Raw genomic sequence first — 20749 nt, 5'->3', positions numbered from 1 at the left:
GAGAATGTCCGGGTGAGCACAACTCTCCTGTCCATCACCCCTGCGCTGCGCACGGCTCTGCTGCGCAATCGGTTCGACACCGACACCCTGCTCGAGCTGCTCGGTCCGGAAGTTCACGCAGCGCTCGGTCGCAGTGAACCGGTTCCGGTGCGACGCGCGAGCCGTGAGCACGGAGAAATCGGTGTTCTCATCCGGTTGTTCCTTCTCGCCGACGACTGTGCTCGCGAGGACGTCGCCGCCGCGCTGGCGCCGCTGACGGTCGACGATGCGATCGAAGCCGGTCTGCTCGAAAATTCAGCCGACTCCGCTGTGCGTGCCGCCGTGGATCTGCGGCCCATCGACGTCGGTGCCGGCGATCATTGGGTGATTTCAGACCTGGACGGTGGAATTCGGCCGAAGCAGTCCACAACCAGCGACCACGTCCTCGGTGTTGGCCACGCCTCACTGTCATTGCTGCAGGCAACGCCGACGTCTCGCGTCGGAACAGTTCTCGATGTGGGCACCGGCTGCGGAATCCAAGCCCTGCACGCCAAGACCTACGCTGATTCCGTCACCGCGACGGACATCAACCAGCGCGCGATCGATCTCACCGCAGCAACTATGGCGCTCAACGGCCTCGACGTCGAATTGCATCAGGGTTCGTGGTTCGAACCGATCGAGGGACGAACCTTCGACCAGGTTGTCGCCAATCCCCCCTTTGTCGTCGGCGAGGCCCGCGTTCACCACACCTATCGAGATTCCGGTCTCGATCTCGACGGGGCCAGCGAACTGATGATCTCGCGGTCCGTCGACTATCTGAATCCCGGTGGCACCGCAGCGCTGCTGGCGTCGTGGGTCCATGTCGAGGGCGAAGACTGGCGATCGCGGATCGCGTCGTGGCTGCCGGCACACGGTGTCGACGCCTGGGTGGTGCAGCGTGACGTCGCGGATCCCGCGCTGTACGTCGGGACGTGGCTCAAGGACGGCGGCCAGGACCCGCGGGACCCCGCCACCGAGGAACGCGCCAATGCGTGGCTCGATCATCTCGAGGAATCGCACGTGGAAGGTGTGGGATTCGGTTTCGTCTTCTTGCGCCGAACGGACTCGCCGACGGACTTGATGGCCGAAGATCTCCTGCACGGTTTCTCCGACCCGCTCGGGCCCGAGGCGCTGGCGTACTTCGACCGGGTTGCCTGGCTGCGTGAACACGACGTGCTGCAGGAGCGGTTTGTCGTCGATCCGAACACCGCCCTCGAACGCGTCTATCTTCCCGGCGAAGAAGGGTGGCAGCAGGTTGTCACTCGGATTCACCGTGGCAACGGACCACACTGGCAGCATGAGATCGACGACCTCGGTGCCGCACTACTGGCGGGCCTGCGGGCCGACGGACTTGTGGTCGAGGAATTGGTCGAGCTTCTTGCCGCCGCAAACGGTGAAGACCCCGAAGTTCTCAGTGCCGGCGTCGTCACTCTGCTCGTGTCACTCGTACGTCACGGATTGGTGTTGCCTGTCACGTAGTCGAGTTCCGATTGGGTTGCAGATTTTCGGGTTCTCAGCAACTTCTCAGGACTGCCCGGGGAACACAGCAGGTCAGAGCAATTTCGACGAAATCGCTGCGGGAACTATCTCGGAACTCTCACGCGTTGAACCTTGTGAGAGACCGCCGATAGGGAGGCAAGTCATGACAAGCCCCAGCACCACTACTCGCATTCGTCCGAGCGCTGCGGATCTGGACGCCCAGAGCCCGTCAGCAGACCTGGTTCGTGTCTATCTGAACGGAATCGGTCGCACCGCACTGCTGACAGCAGCAGACGAAGTCGAACTGGCGAAGCGAATCGAAGCGGGGCTGTACGCCAGCCACGTTCTGGCTACGGGAAAGCGCCTGACAGCTGCCAAGAAGAGGGATCTCGCAACAATCGTTCGTGAGGGAGAGTCGGCACGCAGCCACCTCCTGGAAGCGAACCTGCGACTCGTCGTATCGCTGGCCAAGCGGTACACCGGTCGCGGCATGCCCCTCTTGGATCTGATTCAGGAGGGAAACCTCGGCTTGATCCGCGCGATGGAGAAGTTCGACTACGCAAAGGGCTTCAAGTTCTCGACGTACGCCACCTGGTGGATTCGCCAGGCCATCACCCGCGGAATGGCTGATCAGAGCCGCACCATCCGTCTGCCAGTCCACCTCGTCGAGCAGGTCAACAAGCTGGCCCGCATCAAACGCGAACTCCATCAGCAGCTCGGACGCGAAGCGACCGACGACGAATTGGCGGAGGAGTCGGGAATCCCGGCACACAAGATCGCGGATCTTCTCGACCACAGCCGCGACCCGGTAAGCCTGGACATGCCCGTCGGCAGCGATGAAGAAGCACCTTTGGGCGACTTCATCGAAGATGCCGAGGCAACATCGGCCGAGAACGCCGTCATCGCCGGTTTGCTGCACAGCGACGTCCGCAGCGTGCTCGGCACCCTCGACGAGCGTGAGCAGCAGGTCATCCGCCTGCGCTACGGCCTCGACGACGGCCAGCCGCGCACCCTCGACCAGATCGGCAAGCTCTTCGGGCTCTCCCGCGAGCGGGTGCGCCAGATCGAGCGCGAGGTTATGGGCAAGCTCCGTGTCGGCGATCGTGCCGAGAAGTTGCGCTCCTACGCCAGCTGATCGCGGCGCCGTGTGACACTCACCGGCCACCGTATGTTCTCCCATCGGGAACGTACGGTGGCCGGCTTTTTCGTATTGAACGCTGGGTGTCGAACGCGCGGTTCAGCGCAGTCGGCGGGGCCCCAGATCCACGGCGCTCGGTTCCGGTCCGATGCGCACCCGGGCGTCCGTGATCTCGGCGCCGACAGCGGACGCCAGTACCGGCTCGCAGGCAAGCTCCCGAACTTCGGGGATATCGTCGGCCAACGTCGAGATCCGCTGCACCAGATCCACCAGCGCACCCTTGTTGACGGGGACGGCGTTGCGGTATCCGGAGAGCAGCGGCGCAGCTTTGGGAGCGTCGATCAATTCGGTGGCGGCGTCCTCGGTCAGCGGCAGGACTCGGTAAGCCCGGTCACCGAGGAGATCCGAGATCACGCCGGCCAGGCCGAACGAGATCAGTGAACCGAACGACGGGTCGTCCTGCACGGCCACAACACACCCGATACCCTTTGGCGCCATCTTCTGCACGTGCAGGAGCGGCTCCCCCGACGCGGCAGCAAGGTCGCTGTACGCGAGTCGAACCGAATCCGGCCCGACAAGGTCGAGGCGCACACCACCAAGATCCGGGCGATGGCGCCATAGTTCGCCGGTTGCCTTCACCACCACGGGGTACCCGAGTGCGTCGGCTGCCTCTACGGCTTCGTCTTCGCTCAGGACCGAGCGGAATTCGACGACGTCGACGCCGTAGCACGCCAGAAGTTCCGATGCCTCGAAGTCGGAAAGCCAACGACCGGGGGAGTTTTCGAGCCAGGCGGCAACCATCTGGCGAGCCCGCTCGGAGTCGATGCCGGCTGGCCGCACCACCTTGGACGCGGGCTTGCTTCGCCATTCGGCATATCGCCAGGCCCGCGCCAACGCCAGTGCCGCACGCTCCGGTCCCGGATACGACGGCACCGATCCCCGAGTCGGATTGCCGGCGTCATCGCGGACAGTCAGCACCTCCGGCACTCCCTCCGCGGCCAGGAACGTCGTGAGAATGGGCTTGTCCGATCCCGCTACCGCATCCTTGAGCGCTTTCGCGAAGGGTTCGACCGGGATGGCGACCGGTGGAACGAAGACCGCGATGACGGCGTCGACGTCGAAGGACGCCAAGGCATCACGCACCGCTGACGCAAACAACTCGGGACTGGCCTGGGCACCCAAGTCGATCGGATCGCTGACTTGGAGCCCTTCGCTACGGGCTGCGTCTGCGGCCAGTACACCAAGAGCAGTGGAGTTGCCGATGACTGCAAGACGCGGGCCGGCCGGCAACGGTTGATAACCGAACAGCAGTGCGCAGTCGAACAATTGGGAGATCGACCCGACCTGGATGACACCGGCCTGCTCGAACAGCGCGCGGACAATGGAATCGTCGATCTCGACTCCGGTGGCCGCCAGCACGGGTGGCACTGCGTGGCGTCCGCTCTTGACTGCCACGATCGGCTTCTTACGCGCCACGCGCCTTGCGATCCGGGAGAACTTTCGCGGGTTACCGAAGCTCTCCAAGTACAGGAGAACCACTTCGGTGGACTGATCCGAATCCCAGTACTGCAGAAGGTCGTTGCCGGACACATCGGCACGGTTACCGGCAGAGACGAAGGCCGACAACCCGATTCGACTGCGCGCGGCCTCGTCGAGGATCGCGATTCCCAAAGCACCAGACTGGCAGAAGAACCCGACGTTGCCTGCCGCCGGAAGAACCGGCGCCAGCGTCGCGTTCAGGGAAATCGCTGGATCGTTGTTTGCCACCCCCAGCGCATTGGGTCCGATGAGACGCATCCCGTGCGCGCGGGCCGCATGGACAAGTTTCCGCTCAGATGCGCGACCGTCCGGGCCGCTGTCACTGAATCCCGACGACACGACAACCAGCGCCTTGACACCCTTGTCGAGGCAGTCGTCGAGAACCGAACTGATGGATTCGGCGGGGACGGCAACCACCGCAAGATCGACGTCGTCGGGAATCTCGCGAACAGTCTTGTATGCCCGAACTCCGTGTACGGAACGATGTTCGGCATTGACCGGATAGACAGGGCCGGTGAACCCGCCACGCAGAAGGTTGGTCAGTACGGCGTTGCCGACCTTCGCCGGGTCGGCCGACGCTCCGATCACGGCAACGGACCGCGGACTGAGCACGTTGCCCATACTCCTGGCCTCAGCCGCCCGCTCACGGGAATTACGCACGGAGACAAGGGCTTCTGTGGGGTCGATCGCGAACTCCAGGCGCAGCACTCCCCCGTCGAACGTTCGGCTGACCTGATATCCGGCCTCGCGGAAGACGGTGACCATGTTGCGGTTCTCGGACAGGACCTCCGCCACGAACATCGTCAGCCCGTTTTCCGCGGCTGCCGCTGCCAGGTACTCGAGCAGGATGGGGCCAAGGCCGCGACCCTGATGGGCGTCGGCGACAACAAATGCCACCTCCGCCGACTTGCCGTCACCGACGTCGAGTAGACGCTCGTACCGGCCGACGGCGATGATCTCGTCGCCCAGCATCATGACAAACGCGACCCGATTGTGGTGATCGACCGTCGTGAAGTTCGTGACGTCGCGCTTTGACATCGTGGGGTAAGGGCCGAAGTACCGCAGATACCGCGTGCGCTCGGAGAGCTTGCCGTGGAATTCGACAAGCTTGTCCGCGTCCTCGGGGACGATCGGCCGCAGGGCAACCGCGCCGCCGTCCGAGGCGAGCACGTCGACAACCCACTCGTGCGGATAGTTGTGCGCCGCATCCACCGCAGCGTCTGTCTTGGCTTCGGTGTCGGATTCTTTAGAGTCGGACTTGGGGTCGGACTGTTCAGTCACGGGGATCCTCCGGGTCGAGTCCGAGAAGGGGAAACGCAGCGCGGCGCGTCGCGATGATGGCGGAATCGATGCGGGTGAGCGCTCTGTCTACCGACGCCACTCCGGTTTCGGGCGTACCGCCCGGCCCGTCCCACTTCGAGAAGTTGATGTCGCCGCCGTCCCCCATGACCTCGGGAAGTTCGACGCCCGGTGCCATCGCCCCGGTCTTTTCCTTCCAACCGTCCGGAAGTGGCGTGTTCACATCGATGTCACGATCAAGCGCTGCCGCGATGAGATGCGTCCACGCCCGCGGAACGATCCGCACCAGCCCGTACCCACCACCACCGACCGCCAGCCATCGTCCTTCGGAGTAGCGGTCGGCAAGATCACGCATCGCGATGAACGCCGCTCGTTGACCGTCGACGGTCAACGCCAGATCAGCGAGCGGGTCTTCCCGATGCGAGTCGACCCCACACTGGCTGATGATGATCTGGGGCCGGAACGCGGCGATCGCACCGGGCACCACCGCGTGAAATGCCCGCAGCCACAATGCGTCTACGGTTCCCGGCAACACCGGGATGTTGACAGCCGTACCCTCCGCCGCGCCGTCCCCGACTTCGCTGGACCAACCGGTATTGGGCCACAGCGTTGCCGGATGCTGATGCAGAGACACCGTCAAAACTCGTGGGTCGCCGAGAAAAGCGTGCTGCACGCCGTCACCGTGATGTGCGTCGACGTCGATGTACGCGATGCGGTCGTACCCGTTGTCGAGTAGCCAGGAGATCGCGACGGCCGCGTCGTTGTAGACGCAGAATCCCGAGGCCCAGTCCGCCATCGCGTGGTGCATGCCGCCGCCGATACTCACGGCCCGACGGGTGCGGCCCGACGCGATTTCCTTGGCAGCGGCCAGGGAACCACCGGCAAGAATTGCGCTCGCCTCGTGCATCTGCGGAAAGACCGGGTTGTCCTCGGTCCCGAGACCGTGGGGAACATCCGCACCGGTAACACCGTTGGATGCTGAGTGGCCCGCTGATTTGACGGCGGCGAGGTAGGCGGGCGTGTGTATGCGGAGGAGGTCGACGTCACTGGCAGGTGTCGGCTCGAGGAACTCGATTCCCTCGAGCAGTCCCAGGCCACGCGAGAGTTCCATCGTCAGGTCGAGGCGGGTCGGATTCATCGGGTGATCGTTACTCCACCGATAACTCAGGTACTCCGGACTCCACACCACAACTCGATTCGCTCGAGGCATCGTGGGGTCCTCGTCAGATCTGATCGAGGCGGTCATGGGAACACGCTACTTCGTGTTCGATTCGTGCCGTGCACCACACTGTTCTCGAAAGTGTGTCCAGGCCGTCACACCAGGGATGTCGCCACCGGCCGAACAGCCGGACTCGCCGCTGATGGAGCGGCACAAGTTTCCGGAACCGAACGGTAGAATGGCCGTTGACGAAGGGGTTGAGTGTGAAGGATCTAGTCGACACCACGGAGATGTATCTCCGGACGATCTACGACTTGGAAGAAGAGGGCGTCGTCCCACTCCGGGCGCGGATCGCCGAACGGCTCGAGCAGAGCGGACCCACCGTGAGCCAGACCGTTGCGCGCATGGAGCGCGACGGATTGCTGATGGTTGCCGGCGATCGACACCTGGAGCTCACCGACAAGGGCCGCGACTTGGCCGTTTCGGTCATGCGCAAGCACCGCTTGGCAGAACGCCTGTTGGTGGACATCATCGGCTTGAAGTGGGAAGACGTGCATGCAGAGGCGTGCCGCTGGGAGCATGTGATGAGCGAGGACGTCGAGCGCCGACTCGTCGTCGTTCTGAACAACCCGACCACGTCGCCGTACGGTAATCCGATTCCCGGGCTGGATCAGCTGGGTCTGGACGGGCCGAGCAATCCAGCCGAAACCTTGATGCGCCTCACCGATGTTCCGGCGGGCAAGCCGACGGCTGTGGTTGTGCGCAGGCTCGCCGAGCACGTGCAGTCCGATCCCGATGTGATCGCGCAACTGCGAGACGCCGGCGTCGTTCCGGACGCCAGGGTGACCGTCGAGACCCGCCCGGGTTCAGTGACGATCATCGTGCCCGGCCACGACGGTGTGGAGTTGGCAGAAGAAATGGCGCACGCCGTACAGGTAAAGCTGGTCTGAGGAATTTCATGAAACTTTTGGTTACCGGCGGTGCCGGCTACGTCGGCAGTGTCTGCAGCACAGTACTACTCGAACGCGGACACGAGGTCGTTGTGATCGACGACCTATCCACCGGAAATGCCGACGCCGTCCCAGCCGGCGCCGACTTCATCGAAGGTGATGTAGCCAAGACGGCGGCGAAGGTCCTCGGCAACTCCCCGATTTTCGACGGTGTTCTGCATTTTGCCGCGCAGTCACTCGTCGGCGAATCGGTGTTGCATCCCGAAAAGTACTGGCAGGGCAATGTAGTAACAACCCTCGCGCTCCTCGAGGCCATCCGCGACTCTCGGACTCCGAGGTTGGTGTTCTCGTCGACTGCGGCGACGTATGGCGAGCCGGAGCAGACTCCGATCATGGAGACTGCTCCGACTCGGCCTACCAATCCGTACGGAGCGTCGAAGCTCGCCATCGACCACGCGATCACGTCGTACTCCGTCGCACACGGTCTTGCCGCCACCAGCTTGCGCTACTTCAATGTCGCCGGTGCGTACAAGTCTGCCGGTGAAAACCGGGTTGTCGAAACACATTTGATCCCGTTGGTGCTGCAGGTTGCACTCGGGCAGCGGGACAAGATCTCGGTCTTCGGCACCGATTGGCCCACGCCCGACGGAACTGCCGTGCGGGACTACATCCACGTGCTCGATCTCGCCGAGGCTCATCTCCTCGCCTTGGAGAAGTCCACGCCGTCCGAGCATCGCATCTACAACCTCGGTAGCGGTGCCGGATTCAGCGTCCGCGAGGTCATTGCTTCGTGTGCTCGGGTGACCGGACTTCCGATCAATGTCGAGGACGCTCCACGCCGTCTCGGCGACCCGGCCGTCTTGATCGCGTCCAGCGACAAGGCAATTGCCGAACTCGGGTGGACACCGACGCGCACCGATCTCGACGTGATCGTCGCGGATGCTTGGCAGTTCCTGCAAGACCTCGGTTCTGCATCGCACTCCGCTCGGTAGATCTGCGACGCTTAAGTCCTCCAGGTCCAACTCACCTCGCCTCGGGCATCGCACTCACGTCGAAGTCCCGGGCGAGGTCGAGTCCGACTTCCGCCAGCCTGCGAATTCCGTCCGGTCGCATGCCGGCTTGCAGCGATTTGTCGAGCAAGCCGGCCAGACTGTATTCGGGGTCCGCCTCCAGCGCGTACGCGAGCGCGATACCGGCCAGTGGGCCATCACCGCGGGAATAGGCGAAGAATCCCAGAAGTGTAGCGGGATAAGAACATTCGGGAACCGGAAGTTCATGAGTCAAGATCGCCCACAAAGCTTCCGCAGAATCTGCGCACTCCGTTGCCGCTAGACCCATGACAGTGTCCCGGACGCGCACGTCGGACAACACCAGTGCCAAGTGCGCACATTCACGGGCGTCGGGAAATACTCCGCGCCGCATCCGCTCGACAAACGCCAGAACTTCCTCGACCTCCCGGCGCACCTGAGCGAAGGGATCGTTCGAGCAGTGCGCCTCGCACCGCGCCGACGCGATCTGCGCGCGCCCCCGGTCGATCAACGACCCGATCGTCGCGTGGTTACTCGATTGCCCACGAACCGAGCGCACCAACTCGCTCCGCGACGCTCGGATGACACGGCCGCCGAGGACCTGGGCGGCCGCGACAGAGGACGAACCGGGATCGGGCAGGCGCCCATACCGATCCGGCGCGAGGATGCTCATCCAGTCGCGACCCCTCGCGATCACCGGTACCGCGAACACATCGACGAGTTCGACGCCGTTGCCGGTAAGCATGTCGTTGAATTCCGCTGCGATGTCGAATAATTCCCCCAACGGATGGTCTCCGATCATTACCAGGATCACCGCGACTGTTCCTTCTGTCGCACAGACTCGAACAAATTGCTCGAGGGCCGAGTGCATCGCCGGAGCCAACTCGGAGCCGATGTTCGGAAAGTAGTCGTGCCTCATGATCGGTCCGAGTGTTTTTGGTGTGGTGTCCATCAGGCACAACGCGACGACGGAGTCTTCGGGGCTGAACCCCATCAACGCTGGGATCGCAGCGATCAGCTCGCCTGGTTCCGAAAGGTGTTCGGACTCACGCGACGCCCAACTCTGCGCCTGGTCGTCGGAGGATTCGAATTCCCGGGAAAACGGTGATGTTGTCATGGGTAGACCATGTCAAGAGCAACCACCAGCCCGGTGCGCTCGACCTGGCAAAACGAAGCTCATGAAGCTCAGCTGTGCAGAACCAATTTTGTTGTGGATGAATCACCAACACAGGCACCGACTACGTGATGAGTGTCGGTGCGTCGTGCATGATTCTCAGCTGCCCGCGCGAACCTTCTGAACAGCGGCGGTGAAAGCCTCGTCCAGCGGCGCGGTGGACGGCTCGGTTGCACCGAATGTCATCAGCGTGACAGCAATGCGCACATCACCGACCTGGGCCATCAGCGTCAACATCGTTTGGTCCCCGGTGGCCGAGGATGGTGTGGATACCGTCCGCCGCAAGGACAACGTCTGATCGGCATTGATCGGCGAAGGCGGCAAAATGACCGTCGTGACCGTCGACGTCACTCCGTTTGCGGTCACCTTCATCGAGGTGCAGTCTTCGGTCTGCGCTTCCAACGAGGTCAGGCTGGTGTCACTCCGAGTGAGCTCCACCGAGATTGTCGACCTACTCGCATTGTCGGTGCCCACGGCCATAACGGTGCCCGTCGGCCCGTAGTCCTGTTCGGGTGGGGCGCAGTCTGCGGGGTCGACGGTTGCTCCGCGCGGAACACCCACCAGATCCGGCGCGGCCATCGGAACAGCCTGCGCGGGAAGTACTACCGCGTCGAATGGCGGCGGAAACTCTGCAGGAGTCAGCAACAGGTCCGCTAGCGGCGCAGCCTTGGATGAAGCCGTTGTGCTTGGTGGCGTCGACCCTGCCGCACTGGGAGCGCTCGACCCCGCTACGGCGGGTGTCTGTCCGCCGGCATCAGGCTGAGCTTCCCCGGAAATCGACGAGGAACACCCCGATACCAATCCGAGCGCAGCAACCACAACCACGACGCCTGCGAGCCTCGACCTGCCCGATCCCCGACCGACCATCACGTGTGCCTCCATTCGGCTGCAGCCGAATGGGAGAAATCCACCACGGCAGTACCTGTTCGTCACTCTGCCATGTCCCATCTCCCGGATCGTGGATCTCCGCCCACTGCGCGACGGTGTCGAACCCCGAACGTCGAACCCTGACCCGCACGCTTCGCTCCTGGCGAACGCATCCGCGCCGGAATTCGGGAATGCCCGAGCCCGTCGGACACGTTCCACCAAAGGAACCTCGGCGAAAGACGACTCCACTGCCGACTCCACTGCGAATCGGCAACCGCCGATAGTGGACACTGGAAACAAGCACCGTGAAAGAAGGGGACTGCGATGGACGACCAGTCGAAAATGTACGAGCTGGAATTCCCGGCGCCCCAGTTGTCGGCTGCCGACGGCCAGGGCCCGGTTCTCATCCACGGACTCGAGGGCTACTCCGACGCGGGTCACGCCGTGAAACTTGCGACGAAGCATTTGCGCGAGAGCCTCGAGACCGAACTTGTCGCGTCGTTTGCCGTGGACGAGTTGATCGACTACCGATCACGCCGCCCCACGATGACGTTCAAGGCCGATCACTTCTCGGACTACGACGCCCCCTCTCTGAACCTTTACGCGCTTCGTGACACGGTGGGAACGCCCTTCCTGCTGCTCGCCGGTATGGAACCCGATCTCAAGTGGGAGCGATTCACCACCGCTGTCCGCTTGCTCGCCGAACAGCTGGGCGTACGCCAGACCATCGGGCTCAATGCGATCCCGATGGCGATTCCGCACACCCGCCCGTTGGGCTTGACGGCTCATTCCACGAACAAGGACCTGATCGGCGACCACCAGCGCTGGTCCGGCGAACTTCAGGTTCCCGGCAGTGCGTCGTCGCTGCTGGAATTCCGGATGAGCCAGCACGGCCACGAAGCCGTCGGTTTCTCCGTTCACGTTCCCCATTACCTGGCACAGACCGATTACCCGGCTGCGTCCGAGACCTTGCTGGAGAATGTGGCAGAGGTGTCCGGGCTCGAATTGCCACTCGCCGCTCTGGGTGAGGCTTCGGCGCGCGTCCTCGAACAGGTTAACGAGCACATTGCCGGAAACGAAGAAGTTCAGACCGTGGTCCATGCTCTCGAGCGCCAGTACGACACCTTCGTGACAGCGCAGGAACAGCAGGCGTCACTGCTCGCCGGTGAGGCCGACCTTCCAAGTGGAGACGAGATCGGTGCCGAATTCGAGCGGTTCCTGGCCGAACAGGCAGGCAATGGAGAGTTCGACACGCCGGATGACGGCGAATCCGACCGAAACTGACATATGAGCTGCGGAATTGCGCACATCGTGCGCATTCCGCAACCTCGTCGTTACCTGAGATGTTGTTCTCGATACATCTGTCGGATAGCCTCAAATTCTGCGTGACTTTTGTTGACGGCTCAACAAATCGGAGCGATTCAGTCAACAGCGGTCACGCGCTGATACTGGAGGCGACATGAGCAGACCCCGAACGCGGCAGCTCCGGCCAGTTCCCGACGAGGAACCGCGGATGATGTTTCGGACGATTCACGGTTACCGTCGAGCTTTTCGCATTGCCGGCGACGGCCCTGCAGTTCTGCTCCTGCACGGCATTGGCGACAACTCGTCCACGTGGACGGAGATCATCCCCCATCTGGCCAAGAACTACACCGTCATCGCCCCCGATCTTCTCGGGCACGGTCGCTCCGACAAGCCTCGTGCCGATTACTCGGTAGCGGCCTACGCCAACGGCATGCGCGATTTGTTGTCCACTCTGGGCATCGAACACGTCAGTGTCATCGGGCATTCACTCGGCGGCGGCGTGGCGATGCAATTTGCATACCAGTTCCCCGACATGGTCGATCGACTCGTGTTGGTCTCGACCGGCGGCATCACCAAAGACGTCCATCCGATTCTTCGGTTGATGTCGGTGCCGGTGGTCAACGAGGTCCTCAAACTTCTGCGCATTCCCGGAGCGATGCCGATCGTGCGTTTCGCCGGTAGTCTCGCCGGCGCCGTTCACGGATCGAACCTGCGCCCGGGAACCATGCTGCACGACACTCCTGACCTGATTCGTGTTCTCGCCGAACTACCAGACCCCACTGCGTACGAGGCATACCTGCGGACGTTGCGCGCGGTAGTCGACTGGCGAGGTCAGGTCGTCACGATGCTCGATCGGTGTTACCTGACCGAGAATCTGCCGGTTCAGTTGATCTGGGGTGACGAGGATTCCGTGATTCCCGTCTCGCACGCGCACCTCGCGCATGCGGCGATGCCCAACTCCCGACTCGAAGTTTTCCGTGGATCCGGACACTTCCCCTTCCGCGACGACCCCATGCATTTCCTTCAGGTGATCGAGGAGTTCCTCGCGAGCACCGCGCCACTGGTATTCGACGAGGCGCACTGGCGGCACATGCTGATTGCCGGGGTTGGTGAAAACACCATCACCGGTTCGTCGTCGACACGCATGGCGGTACTCGATGCGATGGGCTCGGACGAGCGCAGCGCAACCTGATCACCGCCAGCGGCTAACCTGTACAAGTGCTGCTGACGGAACTGCTCCCCGACAACGCGGATCCCGATTCCGTTTTCGACGCCTTCTTATCCTGGACGATCGAGCGTGGTTTGACGCTCTATCCTGCCCAGGAAGAGGCTGTGATGGAACTGGTCTCGGGTGCAAACGTAATTTTGGCGACCCCAACCGGTTCCGGAAAGTCGATGGTGGCGATCGGCGCGCACTTCTACGCGATGTCCCAGGGCAAGCGCACGTACTACACCGCGCCCATCAAGGCGTTGGTGAGCGAGAAGTTCTTTGCGCTCTGCGAGGTGTTCGGCGCGGAGAACGTCGGCATGATGACCGGCGACGCTGCCGTCAACTCGTCGGCTCCCATCATCTGTGCCACAGCGGAGATCGTCGCCAATCTCGCGCTGCGAGAGGGCCCCGATTCCGATATCGGCCAGGTAGTGATGGACGAGTTCCATTTCTACTCCGAACCGGATCGCGGGTGGGCGTGGCAGGTTCCGCTGATCGAACTACCGCACGCCCAGTTCTTGCTGATGTCCGCAACTCTGGGCGAGGTGGACTTCTTTTCCGAGGACCTCACGCGTCGCACCGGCAAGCCCACCACCGTCGTGTCTGGTACCGAACGCCCTGTCCCCCTGATGTTCTCGTACGCCACCACGCCGGTCGGTGAGACCATCGAAGAGTTGGTCACCACCAACCAGGCCCCCGTGTACATCGTGCACTTCACGCAGGCCGCAGCTCTCGAACGAGCGCAAGCGCTCACGAGCGTCAACTTCTGCTCCAAGACGGAGAAAGAAGCAATTGCCGAGGCGCTCGGCGGATTTCGCTTCACGACGGGATTCGGCAAGACACTCTCCCGGTTGGTTCGCCACGGTATCGGCGTTCACCATGCCGGTATGTTGCCCAAGTACCGACGGCTCATCGAAGTCCTTGCCCAGGACGGTCTGCTCAAGGTCATCTGCGGCACCGACACACTCGGCGTCGGCATCAACGTTCCCATCCGCACTGTGTTGCTGACGGGTCTGGCCAAGTACGACGGCGTCCGCACGCGCCACCTCAAGGCTCGTGAGTTCCATCAGATCGCAGGTCGCGCCGGCCGCGCCGGCTACGACACGATGGGTACCGTCGTGGTGCAGGCGCCGGAACACGAAGTCGACAATTTGCGAGCAGTCGCCAAGGCGGGCGACGATCCGAAGAAGATCAAGAAAATTCAACGCAAGAAGGCTCCCGAAGGATTCGTTTCGTGGAGCGAAGCGACATTCGACCGCCTGGTTGCGGCATCACCGGAACCCTTGGTGTCGCGGTTCTCCGTCAGCAACTCCATGCTGCTCAATGTCATTGCCCGACCGGGTAATTGCTTCGACGCGATGCGACATCTGTTGGAGGACAACCACGAATCGCGTCCGGCGCAGCGCAAGCACATCCTCAAGGCGATCTCGCTGTACCGCGGATTGCTCAGCGCCGGCATCGTGGAACGCCTCGACGAACCGGACGAGCACGGCCGGATGGCGCGGTTGACGATGGACTTGCAGCGCGACTTCGCCTTGAATCAGCCACTCTCGCCGTTTGCTCTCGCTGCGTTCGAACTCCTCGACGTCGAATCCGATACGTACGCACTCGATGTCGTGTCCATCATCGAATCGACACTCGACGACCCCCGCCAGGTATTGATGGGTCAGCAGCACTTCGCCCGCGGTGAGGCTGTTGCCCAGATGAAAGCGGACGGCATCGAGTACGAGGAGCGCATGGAACTCCTTGAAGAGGTCACCTGGCCGAAACCGTTGGCGGAGTTACTGTTCCCCGCCTTCGAGATGTACCGCGGCGGCCATCCGTGGATCACCGAATTTGCGCTCTCCCCCAAATCCGTCGTACGCGACATGATCGAACGCGCAATGACCTTTGCCGAATTGATCAGTCACTACGGGCTCACCCGCTCCGAAGGACTGGTTCTGCGTTACCTCGCGGACGCCTACCGCGCCCTGCGCCAGACCGTGCCCACCGAAGCCCGCACCGAAGAACTCGAAGACATCATCGAGTGGCTGGGTGAGTTGATCCGACAAGTCGACTCGAGCCTGCTCGACGAGTGGGAGTCGCTGACCGACCCCGGAGCCGAAGCCGACACCGAAGAGGTTGCATTCGGCGCCGACATTCCGCGCCCGATCTCGGCAAACCCGCGCGCGTTCCGCGTCATGGTGCGCAACGCGATGTTCCGTCGGATCGACCTCGCGTCGCGGCGACAGTGGAACGAACTGGAAAACCTCGACGACGGTATCGACGCCGCCGAGTGGGAAGAGCAACTGCTCCCCTACTTCGAGGAGTACAGCTCGATCGGAACGGGACCGTCGGCGCGTGGGCCGGCGTTGTTCCAGGTAGTCGAGGAAGGCGAGTTCTGGCGAGTGCGTCAGGTGCTCGAGGACCCGGAAGGTGATCACGGCTGGGCACTGCTCGGTGTCGTCGATATCCCGGAGTCCGACGCGTTGGGTGAAATCGTGTTCGACGAGCTCAGCATCGTCGAGGGCTGACACCCTGTGCGCCTTTCTGGTAGTGGGCACTACCAAAAAGGCGCACGGGGGCTTTAGCCCCTACGAGCCTTGCGCGGCTGATTGCGGCGCGAAGCGCGCTTCTCCTTGATACGGAGGTTCTCGGCGCGCACCTCCGCTTGCAGTGCGCGTTCTTTCTCCAGCCACTCGGGCTTTTCTTCCAGCAGGGCAGCAACTTGATCCGTGGTGAGGGCCTCTTCGACGCCGCCGCGAGCGAGCCCGGCGATGGAGATGCCCAGCTTTGCGGCGATGACCTGCTTCGGGTGCGGGCCGGTGCGGCGCAGTTCCAGCAGCCACTCCGGAGCTTCGGTCTGAAGCGCGGTCAGTTCTTCACGGGTCACGTCGCCTTCCTGGAACTCTTTCGGTGTTGCTTCCAGGTACACACCCAGCTTCTTGGCAGCCGTCGTCGGCTTCATCGTCTGGGGCGTTTTGTTCGACGTCATGCAACAAGAGTAGCCAGCCATCGCGTCGCGTTTTACCAAGGCGGTAACCTTGCCGGGTGAGCAACGCGGATAGTCCGGCAATTTTTCGACTCGCGTATGCCCCCGGGGTAACGCCGACCAAGTGGATTCGAGTGTGGCACGAGCGGCTTCCGGACGTCCGTCTCGAGTTGGTCCAGTTTCCGGTTCTCGAGGTTGTGGCAGCGCTACGGGCGGGCGAGGCCGACGCCGGCCTGGTTCGGTTGCCGATCGATCGCACCGAGCTCAGCGCGATCTCCTTATATGCGGAGACGCCGGTCGTGGTGATCCCCAAAGATCACGTGTTCACCGCTGTAGACCAGATTTCCGTCGCCGATCTGAGCGACGAGATTGTGCTCAACCCTCTCGAAGACACCCTCGAGTGGCCGACGCGTCCAGGTAAGGCAGCAGCCGAGCGGCCGGAAACGATCGCCGACGCCATCGAGTTGGTTGCGGCCGGCATCGGCGTTGTTGTTGTTCCACATTCGGTGGCGCGGTTGCACCACCGCAAGGATCTGACTTTCCGTCCTGTTGCCGGTGCTCCCGAGTCCCCTATTGCTTTGGCTTGGCTGGAGTCCAAGACCACAGAATTGGTCGAAGAACTCATCGGCATCGTGCGAGGACGTACCGCTCAGAGTTCACGCGGACGCAATGGTCAGCCGGCCGAGAAGATCAAGGGTTCGGTCAAGGCCAAGCAGGCAGCGAAGGAACGTCGTGCCGAGGCCGCGAAAGCCGATCACAAAGCCAAGAGTGCCGGAACGGCAAAGAGCGTCTCGGGCCGCAATACCAGCGGCGGCAAAGCCAAGGCCGGCGGCAAAGCGGGTAGCGGCAAGTCGGGCGGCACCAAGAGTTCGGGTGGCCGGTTCACGGGCAAACCGAAGGGCCGCTAGCGGGAAGTTCAGCCAACTCACCTCGCATCCCCAAGTTCTGCGCGCATGATGGAGTTATGACTTCGGTTGATTCGACGGGACTGGCAGAACTGATCGCTGCGCTGCCGGATGGTGCTCTCCTGCGCGATCCGGACCTTACGGCCGGTTACCGCCAAGACTGGGCAGCCGATCCGAATGCAGGCAACCCGCTGGCCGTTGTCCGGGCCACCTGCACCGAAGATATCCAGGCCGTGATGCGCTGGGCCACCGAACATCGCATTCCCGTGGTTCCGCGCGGTGCCGGATCAGGACTCTCCGGTGGATCCAGCGCCGTCGACGGTTGCATCATGGTCAGCACCGAGCGAATGCGCGAGATCACCATCGACCCGGTAGCTCGGGTGGCCGTAACTCAGCCCGGCTTGATGAACGCCGAGGTCAAGAAAGCTGCCGCAGAGCATGGGCTCTGGTACCCGCCTGACCCGTCGTCGTTCGAGATCTGTTCCATCGGTGGCAATGCCGCTACCAACGCCGGTGGACTCTGTTGTGTGAAATACGGCGTCACCACCGACTATGTGCTCGGCCTGAAGGTAGTGCTCGCCGACGGCACTGCAGTGTCACTGGGCGGCCCGCTCCTGAAAGATGTTGCAGGACTCTCACTTACCAAACTGTTTGTCGGCAGCGAAGGCACTCTCGGCATCATCACTGAGATCACCTTGCGTCTGATTCCGGCGCAGCCGCCCGCTTCAACTGTCGTCGCGTCGTTCGATTCCGTCGAGGAAGCTGCCGACGCAGTCTTGGCGATCACCGGCAAAATGCGTCCGGCGATGCTCGAGTTCATGGATCACGCCAGCATCAACGCTGTCGAGGATTCTGTGCGGATGGGGCTCAACCGGAAGGCTCGCGCACTGATTCTGGCCCAATCCGATGCCCACGGCGCCGCTGGTGTACTCGAGATCGAGAGCATTGTCGCAGCGTGTGAAAACAACGGGGCCACCGAAGTTTTCGCGACAGACGACCAGGCCGAGGGTGATGCATTCACTGCGGCCCGACGCGCGGTGTTTCCAGCTGTTCAGGCGTTGGGGAATCTGCTCCTCGAAGATGTCGGCGTTCCGATGCGAGCGTTGCCACGATTGATCACGGGGGTGGAAGCCATCGCCGCGGACCTGGATGTCCTTATCTGCACCGTGGCGCACGCCGGCGACGGAAACACTCATCCACTGATCGTGTTCGATCCGTCCGATCCCGATATGACCGAGCGCGCCCAGATCGCATTCGGTCGGGTCATGGATCTGGCAATTGCACTGGGCGGCACCATTACCGGCGAGCATGGAGTGGGCCGGATCAAGCGCGACTGGTTGCCAGCTCAGCTTGGCGAGGACGTCATGGCGTTGAACCGGAAGATCAAAGATGCGCTCGATCCTCTAGGGATTCTCAATCCCGGAGCGGTCATCGCTGCGAAGTAGTCACACATCTCGAGTCCACTTTCGCTGACACCCGTCGGCGAAAATGTGCATGCCCAAACCTCTGCCCGCACACTCCGGACAAACACCTCGCGTTAGTGACATGCGACGACATTGGTCTAGAACCCATCGAGATTTACACTGACCGGGGGGACCAGTAAATGCGTAGATCCATCGTGGGCATTACCAGCGCAAAAAAGGCAAAATACCTGTACCAGAAATCAATTGGCGGGCAATGATGCGCTGCGATCCCGAACAGATGCACGCAACAGCGACTCGAATTTCAGACCTCGCCGACGAATTCTGGGACGACGTGGAAACGTTGCGCCGCGATGCCGAATCCTTGATGACAGCCGAATGGACCGGGGACGCGTCCCGAACCCACGCCGCACTGTGGGCCGAGTGGGTCGACTCCGCCCGCCAGGTCGCGGGCGCACTCACCGAGGACGCCGGACTGCTGCATCAAGCAGCTACCGAGTACAGAAGGACCGACGACCAGAATGCCGGCAGCATTTCGGGTACTCGACTGAACATGGACTTCTGATGGGCCGGTACTCTGCCGACACCGAGCAAATCCTCGGTCTCGTCGGCAGGGCGAAGCAGATCGGCATGCGCGTCGAAGCCCGCATCACCGACGTCGAACGGGAAGTCGTGGCCCTCAACGTCGACTGGGACGGCGATGCCGCCGATGCCCACCGCACCAAACACGAAACCTTGCACCGCGAACTGAAAGACATGCGCACTGCACTGTCCGAACTCGAATCGATGGCCCAGGGCGCGCACGATCGCTATCTCGCCAACGCGCGACACAACAGTGGGATGTGGCCCTGATGGCGCCGATCACAATGGACCCCGCAGTCCTCATCGACGCTGCCACACAGTACAAAACGGTCAGCAACAGCACTGACAGTGTGATCCGTCTGCTCGGTGAAACGCTCCAAACCAACTGGGGGTGCGCCGGAACCGACAACGCGGGAGCCGGGTGGGCCGCGAGCTATGACCCCGCCGCATTTGATGCCGTCGCCGCCGGAACAAACATTGTCAACGCGTTCAGCAAACTGCACGATCTACTCGCGGCGACCGGTGTCAACCACGCCAACACCGAGCGATCGAATACCAACCCGCCGGAGCCCCCGGAGGGGCCGGCGTCGCAGCTTCCGACCGTGTCGGCGCCGGCGTTTTACGGGGCGCTCGGCGGCGATACCGACCCGCCGCTCGGGTGGGAGTTGATTACTGCGTGGCTGCAGGGACACATGTGGCCCAACGGGAACCCCGACAAATTGAAAGCACTCGGGCGAGCGTGGCGCACAGCCGCCGAGGGGTTGCGCGATGCAAACGATGCAACGGGTACAGCGTGGGTCGCCCTCGAGGAACTCGACTCCGACGAGATGCCGCAGGTCCTGGCTCAACTCGACAATGTCTTCGTCACTACCAACGCCGTCGCCGATCAGTACGACACACTGGCCGCCGCCTGCGACGAGTGGGCACAGACAATCGAGGAGGCTCACCGCAAGATCTTCGACATCGTCGGCAAAGCCATCATCGTCGGGGCTTTGGCCGGCGCAGTCACCGCACTCTTTACCCTCGGTGCTGGTACCGTCGCCGCGGCCGGAGCGACGGGAAGTGTGATCGCTGCCAGCGTCGTTGGGGTACTCGGCGCCGTGGACGCGGTCGCCGTAGCAGTGGTCGGTGGCGTCGCCGCGGCGGGGGCTGCTGCTGTGGGTGCGGTCAACGAGCTGCAACCACTGCTCGAAGCCAACCCGACTACCTTCAATGCCAACACCGGCGGCGGAGGAAACACGCTCGGTTACTATCCCGCACCGCGGCACCTGCCCGGATTCCCGAATGCCAAACTAGTCAAGAGAATGAACGAGCGAAAGCGCTGGAAAGATGACAAAGGCAACATCTACGAATGGGACTATCAGCACGGTGCCGTCGAGAAATACAACAAGAACGGCACGCATCTCGGAGAATACGATGCGAATACAGGCACACAGACCAAACCCGCCGACCCAAGCCGCCGAACAGAAAGGTGAGACATGTGGTATTTAGAAGCTTTCGACAACGATACTGAATTATTAGCCGGGGAGTACCTCTTACGCGAAATGTCCGTTGAGATCGTGAAAGAAATTCTCGATATCGACGACAGCGACTTCGAATTACCCGTTGGGATACGTCAAAATGACGTACCTCTTGAGAAAGTTCCCGAGTTCGCTAAATACATTAACGAACCCTTCAAGATAGACCAAAATTGTGAATACGAAG

General features: G+C 62.4%; 17 protein-coding genes. 12 read left to right on the top strand and 5 right to left on the bottom strand.

Annotated elements, in window-relative coordinates; all coding sequences use genetic code 11:
- The first annotated feature begins 12 nt into the window (after positions 1–12).
- Positions 13–1497, top strand: a complete 1485-nt coding sequence (locus C7T36_RS20495) for a class I SAM-dependent methyltransferase (protein ID WP_045067418.1) — start codon at positions 13–15, stop codon at positions 1495–1497.
- Between the two features lie 163 nt (positions 1498–1660).
- Positions 1661–2632, top strand: coding sequence for a sigma-70 family RNA polymerase sigma factor (locus C7T36_RS20490; protein WP_033234790.1), 972 nt, complete (start codon positions 1661–1663; stop codon positions 2630–2632).
- A gap of 102 nt (positions 2633–2734) precedes the next feature.
- Here the strand turns inward: C7T36_RS20490 and C7T36_RS20485 are convergent, their stop codons facing one another.
- Together C7T36_RS20485 and C7T36_RS20480 are read right to left on the bottom strand one after the other, a co-directional pair.
- Complete coding sequence (locus C7T36_RS20485; RefSeq protein WP_045067417.1) at positions 2735–5455, bottom strand: bifunctional GNAT family N-acetyltransferase/acetate--CoA ligase family protein; 2721 nt, start codon at positions 5453–5455, stop codon at positions 2735–2737.
- Entirely contained in the window at positions 5448–6719 is a 1272-nt protein-coding gene (locus C7T36_RS20480) for an acetoin utilization protein AcuC (RefSeq protein WP_045067415.1), read from the bottom strand. The genes C7T36_RS20485 and C7T36_RS20480 overlap by 8 nt, the downstream gene beginning before the upstream one ends.
- Positions 6720–6895: 176 nt before the next feature.
- Here C7T36_RS20480 and C7T36_RS20475 point away from each other — a divergent pair, with 176 nt between their 5' ends.
- Positions 6896–7582: a metal-dependent transcriptional regulator gene (locus C7T36_RS20475; RefSeq protein WP_033234793.1), complete on the top strand. Its 687-nt coding sequence runs from the start codon at positions 6896–6898 to the stop codon at positions 7580–7582.
- 8 nt (positions 7583–7590) lie between these two features.
- On the top strand, positions 7591–8574 hold the full coding sequence (galE, locus tag C7T36_RS20470) for a UDP-glucose 4-epimerase GalE (RefSeq protein ID WP_045067413.1): 984 nt from the start codon (positions 7591–7593) through the stop codon (positions 8572–8574).
- 31 nt (positions 8575–8605) lie between these two features.
- On the opposite strand, the gene C7T36_RS20465 is transcribed toward galE, so the two are convergent.
- Both C7T36_RS20465 and C7T36_RS20460 read right to left on the bottom strand, forming a co-directional pair.
- Positions 8606–9727, bottom strand: a complete 1122-nt coding sequence (locus C7T36_RS20465) for a DUF4192 domain-containing protein (protein WP_045067412.1) — start codon at positions 9725–9727, stop codon at positions 8606–8608.
- Between the two features lie 156 nt (positions 9728–9883).
- On the bottom strand, positions 9884–10651 hold the full coding sequence (locus C7T36_RS20460) for a DUF5642 family protein (RefSeq protein WP_084702766.1): 768 nt from the start codon (positions 10649–10651) through the stop codon (positions 9884–9886).
- A 324-nt stretch (positions 10652–10975) separates the two neighbouring features.
- Here C7T36_RS20460 and C7T36_RS20455 point away from each other — a divergent pair, with 324 nt between their 5' ends.
- From C7T36_RS20455 to C7T36_RS20445, 3 genes are all read left to right on the top strand, one after another.
- Complete coding sequence (locus tag C7T36_RS20455; RefSeq protein WP_033234796.1) at positions 10976–11935, top strand: proteasome assembly chaperone family protein; 960 nt, start codon at positions 10976–10978, stop codon at positions 11933–11935.
- Positions 11936–12110: 175 nt separating this feature from the next.
- Positions 12111–13148, top strand: coding sequence for an alpha/beta fold hydrolase (locus C7T36_RS20450; protein ID WP_033234797.1), 1038 nt, complete (start codon positions 12111–12113; stop codon positions 13146–13148).
- A 26-nt stretch (positions 13149–13174) separates the two neighbouring features.
- Positions 13175–15679 carry an RNA helicase gene (locus C7T36_RS20445; protein WP_033234798.1) on the top strand — a complete coding sequence of 835 codons (2505 nt, stop codon included), beginning with the start codon at positions 13175–13177 and terminating at the stop codon, positions 15677–15679.
- 53 nt (positions 15680–15732) lie between these two features.
- On the opposite strand, the gene C7T36_RS20440 is transcribed toward C7T36_RS20445, so the two are convergent.
- Positions 15733–16140, bottom strand: a complete 408-nt coding sequence (locus C7T36_RS20440) for a DUF5997 family protein (protein WP_033234799.1) — start codon at positions 16138–16140, stop codon at positions 15733–15735.
- Between the two features lie 56 nt (positions 16141–16196).
- Between C7T36_RS20440 and C7T36_RS20435 the strand changes: the two genes are divergently transcribed.
- From C7T36_RS20435 to C7T36_RS30200, 5 genes are all read left to right on the top strand, one after another.
- Positions 16197–17045, top strand: a complete 849-nt coding sequence (locus tag C7T36_RS20435) for a LysR substrate-binding domain-containing protein (RefSeq protein WP_033234800.1) — start codon at positions 16197–16199, stop codon at positions 17043–17045.
- Positions 17046–17101: 56 nt separating this feature from the next.
- The gene (locus C7T36_RS20430) at positions 17102–18487 is read left to right on the top strand and encodes an FAD-binding oxidoreductase (protein ID WP_045067411.1); all 1386 of its coding nucleotides are present in this window, start codon (positions 17102–17104) and stop codon (positions 18485–18487) included.
- A gap of 166 nt (positions 18488–18653) precedes the next feature.
- Positions 18654–19028, top strand: coding sequence for a WXG100 family type VII secretion target (locus C7T36_RS20425; protein WP_307718109.1), 375 nt, complete (start codon positions 18654–18656; stop codon positions 19026–19028).
- Complete coding sequence (locus C7T36_RS20420; RefSeq protein ID WP_033234803.1) at positions 19028–19315, top strand: WXG100 family type VII secretion target; 288 nt, start codon at positions 19028–19030, stop codon at positions 19313–19315. Before C7T36_RS20425 ends, C7T36_RS20420 begins: the two co-directional genes overlap by 1 nt.
- The gene (locus C7T36_RS30200; RefSeq protein WP_204368987.1) at positions 19315–20520 is read left to right on the top strand and encodes a colicin E3/pyocin S6 family cytotoxin; all 1206 of its coding nucleotides are present in this window, start codon (positions 19315–19317) and stop codon (positions 20518–20520) included. Before C7T36_RS20420 ends, C7T36_RS30200 begins: the two co-directional genes overlap by 1 nt.
- Positions 20521–20749 lie beyond the last annotated feature (229 nt).

This window comes from Rhodococcus sp. AD45-ID, from assembly GCF_003023755.1.
Classification (GTDB): Bacteria; Actinomycetota; Actinomycetes; order Mycobacteriales; family Mycobacteriaceae; genus Rhodococcus_F; species Rhodococcus_F globerula.
The sequence above is the reverse complement of the archived record's forward strand: the minus strand, read 5'-3'. Positions and strand labels throughout refer to the sequence as shown.